The 14132-nt window shown below is 38.3% G+C and carries 9 protein-coding genes; 2 read left to right on the top strand and 7 right to left on the bottom strand.

Annotated features, from left to right (window positions below):
- Window positions 1–6 precede the first annotated feature (6 nt).
- From IPM47_13975 to IPM47_13965, 3 genes are all read right to left on the bottom strand, one after another.
- Window positions 7–990, bottom strand: coding sequence for a pyruvate dehydrogenase complex E1 component subunit beta (locus tag IPM47_13975; protein ID QQS27974.1), 984 nt, complete (start codon window positions 988–990; stop codon window positions 7–9).
- 178 nt (window positions 991–1168) lie between these two features.
- Window positions 1169–1576: a hypothetical protein gene (locus IPM47_13970; protein ID QQS27973.1), complete on the bottom strand. Its 408-nt coding sequence runs from the start codon at window positions 1574–1576 to the stop codon at window positions 1169–1171.
- A gap of 637 nt (window positions 1577–2213) precedes the next feature.
- Window positions 2214–2804, bottom strand: coding sequence for a hypothetical protein (locus IPM47_13965; protein ID QQS27972.1), 591 nt, complete (start codon window positions 2802–2804; stop codon window positions 2214–2216).
- 486 nt (window positions 2805–3290) lie between these two features.
- Here IPM47_13965 and IPM47_13960 point away from each other — a divergent pair, with 486 nt between their 5' ends.
- The gene (locus IPM47_13960) at window positions 3291–5210 is read left to right on the top strand and encodes an OmpA family protein (GenBank protein ID QQS27971.1); all 1920 of its coding nucleotides are present in this window, start codon (window positions 3291–3293) and stop codon (window positions 5208–5210) included.
- A gap of 29 nt (window positions 5211–5239) precedes the next feature.
- Here IPM47_13960 and IPM47_13955 read toward each other — a convergent pair whose 3' ends face one another.
- Together IPM47_13955 and IPM47_13950 are read right to left on the bottom strand one after the other, a co-directional pair.
- Complete coding sequence (locus IPM47_13955) at window positions 5240–5701, bottom strand: GNAT family N-acetyltransferase (protein QQS27970.1); 462 nt, start codon at window positions 5699–5701, stop codon at window positions 5240–5242.
- Complete coding sequence (locus IPM47_13950) at window positions 5698–6225, bottom strand: hypothetical protein (protein ID QQS27969.1); 528 nt, start codon at window positions 6223–6225, stop codon at window positions 5698–5700. Before IPM47_13950 ends, IPM47_13955 begins: the two co-directional genes overlap by 4 nt.
- A 213-nt stretch (window positions 6226–6438) precedes the next feature.
- Between IPM47_13950 and IPM47_13945 the strand changes: the two genes are divergently transcribed.
- The gene (locus IPM47_13945) at window positions 6439–10305 is read left to right on the top strand and encodes a tandem-95 repeat protein (GenBank protein QQS27968.1); all 3867 of its coding nucleotides are present in this window, start codon (window positions 6439–6441) and stop codon (window positions 10303–10305) included.
- An 84-nt stretch (window positions 10306–10389) separates the two neighbouring features.
- Here the strand turns inward: IPM47_13945 and IPM47_13940 are convergent, their stop codons facing one another.
- Together IPM47_13940 and IPM47_13935 are read right to left on the bottom strand one after the other, a co-directional pair.
- A complete protein-coding gene (locus tag IPM47_13940) occupies window positions 10390–10863 on the bottom strand; it encodes a redoxin domain-containing protein (protein QQS27967.1) in 474 nt (157 codons plus the stop codon).
- Between the two features lie 42 nt (window positions 10864–10905).
- A complete protein-coding gene (locus IPM47_13935; GenBank protein ID QQS27966.1) occupies window positions 10906–13827 on the bottom strand; it encodes a glycosyl hydrolase in 2922 nt (973 codons plus the stop codon).
- Window positions 13828–14132 lie beyond the last annotated feature (305 nt).

Here is a 14132-nt window from a genome sequence, read left to right as displayed (position 1 = left end):
GGAAACTTATTTGTTGATGTATAAGACTTCATTGACTGCACGAATTACTTTTTCCGGATTTGGAATAAAACCGGAAACTAAATTGGGTGCATAAGGAACAGGAGTATCTGTTCCACTGATTCTGATGATGGGAGCATCTAAATAATCAAAAGCAAATCGTTGCATACTGTAAGCAATTTCGGTTGCAACTGAAGCAAACGGCCAGGCCTCTTCAACAACAATCATTCTGTTTGTTTTTTTAAGCGACTCGACTAATGTCTGATAATCCATTGGCCGTATTGTGCGTAAGTCAATTACTTCTGCACTGATATTATTTTTGGCTAATTCTTCAGCAGCAGCAAGAGCAACTTTCACCATTTTATTATAAGAAACCAAGGTTACGTCGGTCCCTGCTCGTTTAACATCCGCTTTTCCGATTGGAATCAGATATTCCTCATCCGGTACATGCCCGATATCTCCATACATCACTTCAGATTCCATAAACAAAACAGGGTCATTGTCCCGGATTGCAGATTTTAGCAGCCCTTTTGCGTCATAGGGATTCGATATGGAGACAACTTTTAACCCGGGAACATTGCCCATCCAACTTTCAAAGGTCTGAGAATGTTGAGCACCTAATTGTCCGGCAGAACCTGTAGGCCCTCTGAAAACTATAGGACAAGAAAATTGTCCGGCAGACATAGACAATATTTTTGCAGCAGAATTTACTATTTGATCAAAAGCCAGAACCGCAAAATTCCAGGTCATAAATTCTACAATGGGTCTTAACCCGTTTATAGCGGCACCAACTCCGATTCCTGCAAATCCAAGTTCAGTGATAGGCGTATCTATTATTCTTTTTTCTCCAAATTCAGCCAACATTCCCTGACTTACTTTATAAGCTCCATCATATTCAGCCACTTCTTCTCCCATTAAAAATACCCGCTCGTCGTGGCGCATTTCTTCAGACATCGCTTCCCGAATTGCTTCTCTCAATCTTACCTCTCTCATATTTTTTAGTACATTTATTTTAACGGGCAAAAGTACGAAAAACAAACTAAATAGTAATGCTTTAACGATTGTTCTAAGAATATGTGCTTAATGTTTCATTCTTAGATGGCAACAAATAAAAAAAAATACCCCCAAAACTATGGAAGCAGGGGGTATTTTTAAGACTTACTCAAAAAAGTCAAGGCATCTGCACTTCAAAATTTACTTTTTCTGTAAATAAATCATCGTTAAAACCATGACCGGATACTATAGTTTCTATATGAAACAAACTGTTTTCAGTAACGGTTAACGGAATTTTATCTTCAAAAGAATATGAGTTTTCTGCATGTACATGTTCATCAAAACTGTAAACAATTTCGTTGTTATTGGTCTCATTGACAACTTTGACTTCTACATTATGAATCATGTCGTCTGAAGTATAGTGAATATGTATATCCAAACTATCCCCACTAATTAAAATCATGCCTTCAGTCGGACTTTCAATTTCTATTGTTACGTTACCTGCATGATTATGTTTATGGCATGATCCCAAAATGGTGATGGAAATGATGGACAGTATTGTTATATAAAGTTTTAAAGATTTCATTTTAAATGGATTAGCTTAATTAATGAAAACACTTCCCCAATTCATGAAAGAAACGGGAAAATAAAATTTAGCTACAAATCACTTTGAGCCAAAAAACTGATTCAAAAAAAGAGTTATCGGGAAACAGCTAATGAAACAGCGTATTTATCTTCAAAAGGATGCCAACAATGGAGGTGGGTGGAAAAAGGTAAAAACCGGTTGAAATAAATAAGAGAAAGTGAATGGTTTATTCTCTGATCTTCTGTTGATCGGGAAAGTTGGTGATAATTCCAATGTTTTAAACTTACAGGTATAACCCGGAGAAATCTGCCAAACAAGCTGAAATACCAAATCAGACTTGGGGTTACCGGTATCATTATTTTCAACCTGGGTAAATACTTTTTTTAAATGGCATTTACCAAAGCATTTTTTTTCCGGTTTGCTTTTATTTATGCAATAATTCTGAGTAATGTATTCCTTATTGAGAAGGTAATTAACTGATACAGACAAATGACAAAGCGTCTGAGCGAAAATGCCTAAAATCAATAACAGGATACCTGTATTTTTCATACAACAGGAACAAAGGTTGGCTTATATAAGTTCTAAAACAGATGACCTTCGAACTGAGCCATTTACTTGCTAACCTTTGTGTTAATTTTTAACAACAATTAAAAAATACGACTACTTTATTCTGTTTTTTTGAATACGCTATACTTTTACCATTGACTGACCCTAAAAGATAATAAAAACCTACAGAACTCGTATCGCTTTTTATATCTTCCCAAATGGAGCGATCAGAATATTCCGCAGTAAATTCATCTTCATCCGTGATAGCGGGCATTGAAAAAGAGTTAACATCAAAAAAAGTTTTCATCCTGTTGATAACATACTTTTTTTTATCGTCGTTTGTTGGATTTTGAACCTGATCGTAGATTTTGTCATCAATCAATAAATCAGACTTGAAACTTTCCTCAAAAATAACTTCTCCTTTATTGTTGGTTATGGTAAATTTAATGGTTGACTGAAGAGGATCAAAACCATCTGATTCTAACTTAAAAATATCTTTAGATGTCTGATTTGAAAAACTGTATTCTGCTTTATGCTCTTTTGGTAACAGCAGATTTTTTTCAGATTCCTTTTCGGTGATTATCGCACCATTGTATTGGTTATGTGTTACGCTTTTTTTAGTTGAATCGGTACATGCACTAAATACACTCACTAATACTATCAGAACTATTGCCTTTTTCATTGCTTTTTTAAACTATGCTTAAGTTTCACAGAATTATAAATTTTTAGAGTCTTACTTGTGCGGCAAAGCTAAAATAATCCCTTGAGTTGTTAAGGCTTTTATTTGAAATAAAATAATTTACTTCGAATAGTAGTTCTAACGGATTATCAGGTTTACTTTTGCTTGGTTAGTTGTTATTTGAGTTAATAAAAGGGGATATCCTACCAAAAGAATAAACAAATTTCTTGCCATTCCTTTATATTCTTATCAACTTAAAAAAAATTAACTAAACAACCGTTCTTTCTTCCGGAGTTAGTTTCTAATCAATATCATTATATGACAAATTTTTTGCGATTTGGGTTATTCATAGGATTATTTCTTATAGTTAGCCTTTCAGGTTGTAGATTATTGTTTGAGCCCAAAATTAGTGCTTCAACAGCATTAGAAAATAAGCAATATATTACTGCAAGTCAACTCCTTATCACTGAATTTAACAATGAAAAAAATGTGTTAAAACAGTCCTCAATAGCCTATAATATAGCCGAGTGTTTCAGGATGGCAAATCATACTGAAGATGCTGAGAAATGGTATAAAAAAGCGCTTGAATATAGTAGCGAGCAATCTTTGTTATTCAAGTATGCACTAATGCTAAAAAGCAACGGAAAATATAATCAGGCTATGCAGTTGTTTAAAGAATATACACTCAGCAACCCAAAGGACAGGGCAAGAGCTGCGAAACAACTCCAGGCTTGCCGGCAGGCATTGGAATGGCAAGAATCACCAACTACACATAAAATTTTTCCAATTAACAGTTTAAATTCTCCTGCGTCTGATTATTCACCTGTTATTTTTCAGGGAAATAAAATAGTATTTACCTCTTCAAGAAGTAGTGCCACCGGAGAAAAACTTTACGGTTGGACCGGTGAAAAACATGCTGATATATTTATTGCAGAAAATAAAAGCGGGTTTGTATTTTCAGAACCTGTTCCATTTAGTCAGGTTATCAATACAGATTTTAATGAAGGAGCGGTTGCTTTTAGCCCTGATTTTAAAGAGATATTTTTCACTGCTTGTGGAAGTTCAAATAAAATGGACGATTATTGTAAAATATATGCAAGCATGAGAGATGAGAATGGTCAATGGTCAATACCGGAGCCAATACCTTTGTTTGATGCAGATACAATCAATGTAGGTCAGCCTTTTTTAAGTTCAGATGGCATGGAATTGTATTTTTCGGCAGACAGCCCTAATGGTTTTGGTGACAAAGATTTATATCGCGTTACAAAAGGCAGGGATGGATTTTGGAGTGATCCTGAAAATCTGGGGCCGGAGATAAACACAGAATATTACGAGGGCTTTCCTCATATTGGAATTGACGGCAAACTTTATTTTGCTTCATCCGGTCATAGTGGAATGGGGGGATTAGATATATTTAGTGCTACCCGAACCGGAAAGAAATGGACAAAACCTGAGAATTTAAAATCACCCATCAACTCTGCAGCCGATGATTTTGCAATTTATTTTGAACCTTATATCAAGCCGGAACTATTAGATTCTATTGAAACAATAGGATATTTCACCTCTTCGAGAAAAGGTGGATTGGGGAACGACGATATTTATGGACTAATTCTTGAAACTCCGAAGGACATACCTGATTCTTTGATTTCACAAATACCTCCTGACAAAGCTAAACCGGATGGGCTTGTTTACCACTTAACTGTTCAGGTTGTAGAAAAAACTTTTTCCGAATTAGATAATCCCAATAGTGAAGTTACAGGTAAAATACCGGTACCGGATGCAATTGGTGAAGTGTTAGGATTGAGTGTGGAGAGCCGCATATCCAGCCGATTAGTAACTGATTCGAAAGGACAATTCAGTTTGACTTTAGAACCCAATACTGATTACAAAATAACTGCTTTTAAAAACAGCTATTTTAAACAATCTGATGAGATAACTACCAAAAATCTGCCAGAAACTTCAGATTTAGATACCATTTATATGTATGCTGAGTTAATGCTGGATAAAATCTACCGCCAAAAAGAAATTGTTCTTGAGAACATATATTATGATTTAGACAAGTACGAAATTCGTGCCGATGCTCAACCGACATTAAATCAACTGGCTGTTTTGCTGAAAGAAAATCCAGCTATTAAAATTCAGTTGGGCTCACATACCGACTCAAGGGGCTCTGACCGGTATAACGAAACCTTATCACAAAACAGGGCAGAAGCAGCAGTTTCTTACCTTGTTCAGCAAGGAGTTGACAGCAGGAGGTTGCTGGCAAAAGGATTTGGTGAAACCCGATTAGTGAATGAATGTTCTAACGGAGTATCTTGTACTGAAGAACAGCATCAACAAAACAGACGGACGACTTTTCAGGTGATTTCAGAGAATTTTTCAGCGCCTGATATAGATTTCAACAGATAACCCTGAAATAAAACCCCCTGTTGAGCTTGTTACTCTAAGAATTTTTGAAGATATATTCTGTAATCTGTTATCTCAGCAGTTCGGGTTACTTTAACGATATCGAATCCGTTGCTGATTCCAAACAAAATCATGGTCCTAAACCGGTTTCTGGTTTTAAATACAATGCTTTTATAGCCTAAAGATTTGACCATTTCTTCCTGTTTTAGAGCTAAAGCTTTAGCAACCCCTATGCGCCTATGTTTGGGCAATACCCCCCCAAGCCAACTGTAAAAGGAGCCGTCATTCCAACGATTATAGCCTACCTTAACTCCGGCAATTTCATCGTTTACCTTTGCAATCAACAAAATATGTTCAACCCCTTTTAACCTTTCTTCGATCCATTTTTTTTCGGACTGAGGTGATTTTCTGTTAAATGCAAACTCGGGTATTTGTTGTAAAACTTTGACAACTTCATCAATATCACACTCAGATATATTGATCACCGGGTTCATAATTCCTTAAAAGATTGGGCAATTTTCTGAAATTCTTCCCGGTATTTTTCTCTATTCTTATCCCATGTCCAAAGTATTATTCTATAGGTTCTTTCATTTCCCTGAACGACTGTTACCTGATAGTAAATTCGTTCTACAATATCATCAACTCCAACACTGCCTGTTAACATAGCCATTACAGCAGACATATTGTTTATTGTCAGCATTAACGTGTCTAAAATTTGTGGTTTTTCTAAAATTGCGATTAATTCTACCAATTCCTGGTCTGCTATTTTTCGAAAAATATCTGTTCCTGCTGTGTCATTAACAATCGCGTAAACATTCCTGAAGTAGTTTACATATTGAACAGGTGCATTTTCGTGCAGTTCATGTTTTTTATTTTCCTCCATATAAGCCGGAAACTGAATTGAAAATGGTTGTTTTTTATCCTTTGTAACAGCCTCTACAGTTTTCCATTCATCAGAATATTTACAAGAACTTAAAATTAACAGACCAACAATTAAGAGCGGTGCTAAATAATTCATCTTCATAGTTTGGGATTGTGTTGTGTTTTTTCAATTGCAAACAAAAATGAGCATAAAGATTTGAATTTTTTCTAAAATTTTGAACAAGAATGAAAGAATATTGACCACAGAATTAATGGAAAACCTTGTCAGGATATAAATTCTAAAATTGGCTCAAAATTTGGTAACAAAAGTTAGCAAGAGCATTTTATACTGCTTTTTAAACTAACTATTATGAATCCCCTTAAGCACATTTTACTTCTGTCAGATAGCTTATTTATCTTTAAGAAAACAATCCGTATCGCTGTTAATCAACGCATTTTATTAAATATTGCCATTTTGTTGTTTTCTTTATCTACTGCCCAGCTTAAAGGTCAAAACAATCCCCCACTGATTGATACTTTATATTATTGTACCGGACAAATGACTCCGGTCGTACTTTGCAATGATTATATAGATCCGGATGGAGATGAAACAATTCTAACAGGAGGACATACGACTTTTAACTGCAGTTTGGTCTTTTTAAACGATAGTTGTGTCAGATATACTCCACTTCCGGGATTCCTTGGTACAGACATCGTTTACCTTGACGTTTGTGATAATTCTGACCCGGCAGCTTGCTCTGTTTCTGTGGTTTATGTTCATGTTGGCTGTTTGCCTCCGGTTGCAAATTCAGATACAGCTCTGATTAACGGAGATATGTTTTCCTTTAACGGGGGAGAAACAATGCCATATTCCGGAACTTCACTCGTTTTACCTGTATTAGAGAATGACGATCCTCTATGTACAAATAATCCCGTATCAATTGCCGTAGTGCTATCACCGCCTTTGCATGGAACTTATTCCTTTTTACCCGGCAATAACAGTTTGAATTATACACCCGATACCGGATTTTCAGGAACCGATATGATCACTTATGTAACCTGCAACAATTGCCCGCTTTGCGATACTGCTACGGTTACCATAGTTGTTGAACCGCCACCTCCTCCCTGCGACCCGGATATCTATTTATGCCTGCCTGTAAATGGCAGTTCTGATTTTTGTCCCGAATTTTGCAACCTGAACGCTTCTGACATAAGCCTGTATGAATATTCGGCAATCAATGGCAATATTTCTGCTCCTGATGTGAATGGTTGTTTTACTTATAGCGCACAAACCGGTTTCAGCGGTGAAGATCTCGTAGCAATTACAGCTTGTGATAATAACGGAAATTGTGCGACTACTTTTGCATTTGTCGTTATCAGTAATCTTTGTGATGATGCTCCTCCGTTACCTTCCGATGATTTTGTTTTAACCAATATCAATGTTCAGGCATCCATCTTTGTATTGGAAAATGACGATAGTCCGAACGGGCTGCTATTGTCTGTAAACGAAGTAACGACACCTGCTCATGGTAATGCGGTAATCAGTAATGATGGCTTGGAGATTACCTATACTCCTGATAATGGGTTTACCGGTTCCGATACCTTTACATATAGTGTCTGTAATACTAATGGAATTTGTGCTTCCGCCTCGGTTTTTGTTCAGGTAGTTCAGGAATGTATGAACGAACAACAAACCTGCACTCAACAGGGAACGCCTTTAGAGGTTTGTGTTTCTTTTTGTAGTCTTGAAGGATTAACAAATGTCAATTTAACTTCTGCTTTATCCGGAAACAATATGAGCATCAGCCAATTGACCGGTACTTGTTTGATTTATACCCCTTTACCCACATTCACCGGAACTGATCTGATTACAATTACAGGCTGTACTGAGCAAGGGCTTTGTGATACGGCATTTGTTTATGTTGAAGTAGGATGTTTTGCGCCAAATGCTTCAACAGATGCGGTTGTATCGAATGCCAATTCTCCTGTTTCTGTAAATGTAGCAGCCAATGATGCTGAGATTTGTCAGTCTTTTTCAGGAAACATTAGTATCAGTGTCCCTCCTTTAAATGGTACTGCAACCGTAGAGAGCAATGGCAACATCACTTATTTGCCCAATAATGGCTTTACAGGTTCTGATTTTCTTACTTATACGATATGTGCTGCCTGTAATTCTTCTGCCTGTACAAATGCTGAGGTATTTTTTACAATTACCGAATCTTCAATGCCTGAGAACGAGGATTATATGGCTCAACCCGATGTAGTACAAACGCCTTTCGGCACTTCCATTACCATAGATGTGCTGGACAACGATCCTGGAAATGATTTGACAATTTTGTCGTATAGTCTGGCTTCCAATGGAATTGTAATTCCTAATACGGACGGCACATTTACCTATATCCCTATCGGAAGTTTTACCGGTTCAGACTACTTTTTCTATCAGGTTTGTGACAATTCTGGCAACTGTCAACAAACTATTGTCGCTGTTACAGTCTTACCTGCCGGAAATCCGCCTCAAAACCCGATTGCTCATCACGATATGGCGGAAACGAATGAAGGGCAATCTGTAACTATTCCTGTTCTGACAAACGACAGCAATCCTCAGGGAGGCAGCCTTAATATCAGCAATACTACCTCCCCTCCGAATGGGGTGGTTGCCGTTAACCCGGATGGGACAATTACCTTTACCCCAACCTCTGGATTTAACGGAATCAACACATTTACTTATACTGTCTGCAATTCAAATGATTTATGTGCTACCGCAACAGTATCAGTAGCGGTTGGCAATGCTTCCCCTTCCAATCAATATCCGCTTTCGGTAAACGATTTTGCTGCCGTATCCTCAGGTGGAACTGCCATTATTTCATTACTTGCAAATGATACAGATCCTGAAAGCCAATCACTGACTGCCTCCATTTTATCAAATCCCATGCATGGAACAGTCGGTTTGGATGCTGAGACAGGTGAGGCTACTTATGTTTCGGGTGCAGGATTTCAGGGTATTGACTATTTTACCTACATGGCTTGTGATGACGGATTTCCGGCTTTATGCGATACGGCTTATGTGGCAATTTCGGTCGGCGATGGAAACGTTCCGCCGATTGCACAAGATGATATTGTATATGGCATGGAAAATACCACACTTAATATTCCGGTTTCATTGAACGATAGTGATGCTAATCATGCACCGGGGGATTTAATCATCAACTCGATCCCGGTTTTACCACAATTTGGAACAGTTATTATTGATGGATTACAAATTATCTATCAACCCAATACAGGATATACCGGAAATGATGAGTTCTCTTATTTGATTTGTGATCCGGCAGGAGATTGCGACGAAGCAACGGTTACCATAATTATTACAGATCTGGTTTTTGCGATGCCCGATGTTGTTTCAACGAATGAAAATGTTTCCGTTGAAATCAATGTATTGTCCAATGACTTAGGTTCCAGTATTGGTATCAGTAATATTGGCAATGCCTCAAACGGGACATTAACAGTCGAGGCTAATGGTATAATTATTTATACCCCTTCCATTGGATTTTCCGGCTCCGACTCTTTTGTGTATCAAATCTGCGATAATTTTGGAAATTGCAGTCAGGCTTCTGTTACCGTAACTGTGAATCAGGTGGTTGAATCGAATTTACCCCCCATTGCTCAAAACGATTTATCTGAAACTGCGATGGGAGAACCGGTTACCATTGATGTTTTAGCCAATGACTCAGACCCGGAAGAAGAGATTCTCACAATTTCATCGGTAAGCAACCCTTTATCCGGTACTGTTTTGATTTTGGGCAACAGTATTCTTTATACCCCAGATATTGGTTTTACCGGAACGGATCAGTTCAATTATACCATTACAGACAGTTACGGAAATTCAAGTTCAGCTACAGTTACTATTCAGGTTACTGTTGTTCCGGAAGAAACAGAAGCATGTGAGTTAAAAGCAGCTTCCGGTTTTTCACCCAATGCTGATGGGATAAACGATACTTATCTTATTTCAGGCATTGATGCTGCTTGTTTTGAATCAATTGATATTGAGCTTACAATTTTTAACCGATGGGGGGATAAAATGTTTGAAACTTCAAACTACCGGAATTCTGAAGCCTGGGATGGTAACTGGAACAATTCGGGAAAAGAAGCTCCCGCAGGAACTTATTTTTACCAAATTCAATATCTCAATACCCAACAAAAACCTGTTAAGTTGAGTGGATATCTCGAACTCGTCAGATAAAACATGGGGCGTGCCGGTTTTTAAAGTTTAGTGCTTTTCATAATAGTTTTTCAGACCACCTTTGTTTAGCAGGGGTGGTCTTTTTTATTTCTCCAACTCTTCAAGGGTTCTTTTAATGTTTGAGAATGAGGGTATATCGGCAGCCGATTCAAGAACTTCTGCATATTGAACAATTCCCTCCCCATCAATTACAAATCCCGATCTTTTTGAAACTCCTTTCATGCCAAAGCCAAACAATGGATAGAGCGAATCATAAAGTGCGCTGACTTCTTTGTTAAAATCTGAAAGTAAGGTAAAATTCAGCCTCTGGTCTTCCTTGAATTTTTTAAGTGTATAAAGAGAGTCAACCGAAATAGCAATTACTTCGGAATTAAGATGGTTAAAATCGGCGATTGAATCGCGGACTTCGCATAACTCTTTCGTGCAAACTCCGGTAAATGCTAAAGGGAAAAACAAGAGCACCAGTTTTTTTCCTTTAAAATCAGACAGGGAAACTTTTTGTTTATCGGTATCGAATAAGGTAAAATCCGGTGCTACATCTCCAATTTGTAAAGCCATTTGTGTTTTTTCAGTTAAATTATTGGTTAATTTTATGTTAGTTTATTTACTGACCTCCAGCGTTTTTTCTTCTTGGTTATTTCCTGCAACAACGATGACCTGATAACTTCCGGCCAATAAATAATACTGACCATTGTCTGCTTTTTTGACTACCACAGGAGGTGCCGTATCTTTGGGAACGTCTTTTTTCATGCTTTGTTGATAAGCCTCTCTTGCTTTTTCATCTAAAGTCAGATTATATGGAAAATAATTGATGCCTTTTACTCCTGCAAACTTCAATTCTTTTAACAATAAACTATCCGGCCTTTCCTCTGATTTTGGCAGATAAATGGAAATAGAAACACTGTCTGCCCGATTGAGATAAACCGGAATATTGAGTGAGGGTTCATTGGGTTCTGCCCATTTATAAAAAATTCGCCCCCAGTTCTTGTTGAATTTGATTTCAGAAAGTTCAAAAAGATGTAATGGTTTTGCAATGATTTCTTCAGACAGCATTTGAAGATGTTTGACATTTGCCAGATAAATGGAGCGACCATGCGTACCGACCGCCAATTTCTGGTCCCGTTTATGAACCAACAAATCGTGAACGGCAACAGCCGGCAGTTTGCCTTTCATACTCATAAAATCAATGCCGCCATTCGTTGAAACATACAAACCATTGTCTGTACCGACATAAATCAAATCTTTATTGACAGGGTCTTGTCTGATCACATTTACCGGTTCAAGTGGCAGATTTAATCCCAATTGTTTCCAGGTATTGCCGTAATCATCAGACCGGAAAATATAAGGTGAAAAATTATCCCAACGGTATCCGTTTAATGCTGCGAAAACAGTTCCGTCTTTAAACGGCGATGCCTGAAGGCTACTGACCCAAAGGTCTTGCGGCAGTTTGTCTGAAATTTTTGTCCACGTACTGCCTCCATCTTTTGTCAGGTGGATATAACCGTCATCAGTGCCGGCATAAATTAAACCAAAGGTAAAAGGCGATTCACTGATGGTTGTCAGGGTTCCATACGGCACATTTCCCGGTTTCCCGCCTTTGGTCAGATCCGGGGAAATAGTAGTCCAACTATCCCCTTTATTCATGGAACGGTGAAGTTTGTTTGACCCGAAATAGACAATATCCTGGTTATGAACCGATAAACAAACCGGGGTCTGCCAGTTAAATCTCAGCGGCCGTTCTCCTAATTCATGTTTAGGTGCAATGGGGGTATAGTCGTCTGTACTGCGGTCAATCCGGTAGTAATTTCCAAACTGAAATCCGGTATAAATCAACTGCGGGTTACGGTTATCTATTGCAATCTGCATCCCGTCTCCTCCCAGTAATTCTTTGTAAGGATAAATTCCGCCCTGATGCCATCCAACACCGGGAGAATAATTACTGCTGCCGGTCCAAACGCCATTATCCTGCAACCCGCCGTACAAGTTGAAAGGCTCCTGATTATCGGCGGCAATGGCATAAAACTGACCAACAGGCGGGGTGTTGCATTTTATCCAGTGTTTACCATCGTCATAGCTGATATTTACCCCGCCATCATTCCCGTTTATCAAATGCTCGCTTCTGTTGGGATTTAACCATAAAACATGATGATCAACATGTACATTGTCCCCGTCAATTGCTTTAAATGTTTGTCCTCCGTCTTCAGAGGCTATCAATGGAACGCCTAACAAATAAATTTTTTGAGTAGATTGGTCTGCCACCCTGATCTGACCGAAATAATACCCATAAGAGTAGTATAGATCATCAATATAATCTTTGTTTACTTTAGTCCAGGTCATGCCTCCGTTGTCAGAACGATACACTTCGGCTCCAACAACAGGGGTATCAAATAACACTGCATTGGCATCTTCTAAATATTCCACCAAAGTTTTGGGCGTTATTTTCCCCTCTTTGATTTGCCCGTTTATGGTTTTAACATCATATTTTTCCGGAAAACGGTTGGTTCTTAAAAAGTCTTTTACTTTCCATTCCGGTAAACTTAAAAACTCATCACGACTCATATTCCGCAATTCTTTTTTTTCAAGTTTTGTCGTGTCTTTTTCTTTGGAAAGGTCTTCCGGCCGGAAGTTTTGATTGTCCAGAACGGAAAATAAAACACCGGAAGGATGAAGTGCCAATCCGATTCGCCCGATTTTACCTTCTGCAAAACCCGAGCCTTTCCCGCTCACCAAAGTCCAGGTATTCCCCCCATCCGTGCTTTTATAGATACCTGAAGTTTTTCCGCCTTCCGTAAAATTCCATGCCCTTCTTTCTCTGTGCCACATCGCAGCATAGAGCAGGGAAGGGTTTTTGGTGTCTATCGTTAAATCAATACCGCCCGTATTATCATCTACATAAAGGGTTTGTTTCCAGGTTTTACCGCCATCTTCTGTCTTGTAAATTCCCCGTTCCTTGTTTGCAGAATAGAGGTGTCCCAAAACAGCAACCCATGCTTTTTTGGTATCTGAGGGATGTAAAACAATCCGGCCGATATGATGTGATTCGGGCAAGCCCATGTTTTCCCAGGTTTTCCCGCCATCAACTGATTTATAAATCCCAACTCCAGAATAGGATGAGCGACTCGAATTGTTTTCACCGGTTCCTATCCAGATTTCGGGAGGTGAAACCGTCCAGTTTACCGCAATGTCGCCGATTGTCATTGCCATTTCTTCGTCAAACAATGGCTCAAAAGACATTCCATTGTTGCGGGTTTCCCATAATCCTCCCGAAGCATATGCTACATAAAAATGCGCTGCGTCGGCAGGAGAAACTGCGATTGAAGTAACCCTTCCGCTCATCACTGTCGGCCCGACATTCTTAAATTCGATTCCGGAAACAACCGAACGAGTATTCAAATCCTGTCTGATTGTTTTGTTTTTTAAGCGTTCCGATGCTTTTGTTGCTTCGCTAACTTTGCTTTGTGCCATCATATTCAGGCTGTTCATCAAAATGATGCAGGTTAAATAAATTATTCTGAAATTCATATCTTTGCCGTTAAAAAATTAAACTCCGCGCAATATAAGCAGAACGCGTCAATTTTCTTTACTGCCGCTTTACCATTCAATTATACACCTTCTTTTCCGTTAATTTTTTTTAAAATCTAAAGATTTTGAAAGCTGTGTTTCAGCAACCTGTTCATCAGACGGCTACTGCATAAATATCCCCTTTTTGGGGTATCAATCATATAGCCACAATTTAATTAGATCAGCTATTGATTTTTTGAAAGGTCATTTTTTATGGTTAAATAGCATTTAGGTTTTCGGAATCACCTCTGCATTAGATTCTGAGG

The sequence above is a fragment of the Sphingobacteriales bacterium genome (assembly GCA_016700115.1).
In the GTDB taxonomy this organism is placed as follows: Bacteria; Bacteroidota; Bacteroidia; order Chitinophagales; family UBA2359; genus UBA2359.
This window is presented reverse-complemented; position numbering and strand designations above follow the sequence as displayed.

Excerpts from the sequence above, each read along its gene's own strand:
- IPM47_13940 (QQS27967.1), bottom strand. The coding sequence starts at position 10,863 with ATGGCTTTACAAATTGGAGATGTAGCACCGGATTTTACCTTATTCGAT.
- IPM47_13935 (QQS27966.1), bottom strand. The coding sequence starts at position 13,827 with ATGAATTTCAGAATAATTTATTTAACCTGCATCATTTTGATGAACAGC.
- IPM47_13945 (QQS27968.1), top strand. The coding sequence starts at position 6,439 with ATGAATCCCCTTAAGCACATTTTACTTCTGTCAGATAGCTTATTTATC.
- IPM47_13965 (QQS27972.1), bottom strand. The coding sequence starts at position 2,804 with ATGAAAAAGGCAATAGTTCTGATAGTATTAGTGAGTGTATTTAGTGCA.
- IPM47_13970 (QQS27973.1), bottom strand. The coding sequence starts at position 1,576 with ATGAAATCTTTAAAACTTTATATAACAATACTGTCCATCATTTCCATC.
- IPM47_13950 (QQS27969.1), bottom strand. The coding sequence starts at position 6,225 with ATGAATTATTTAGCACCGCTCTTAATTGTTGGTCTGTTAATTTTAAGT.
- IPM47_13955 (QQS27970.1), bottom strand. The coding sequence starts at position 5,701 with ATGAACCCGGTGATCAATATATCTGAGTGTGATATTGATGAAGTTGTC.
- IPM47_13975 (QQS27974.1), bottom strand. The coding sequence starts at position 990 with ATGAGAGAGGTAAGATTGAGAGAAGCAATTCGGGAAGCGATGTCTGAA.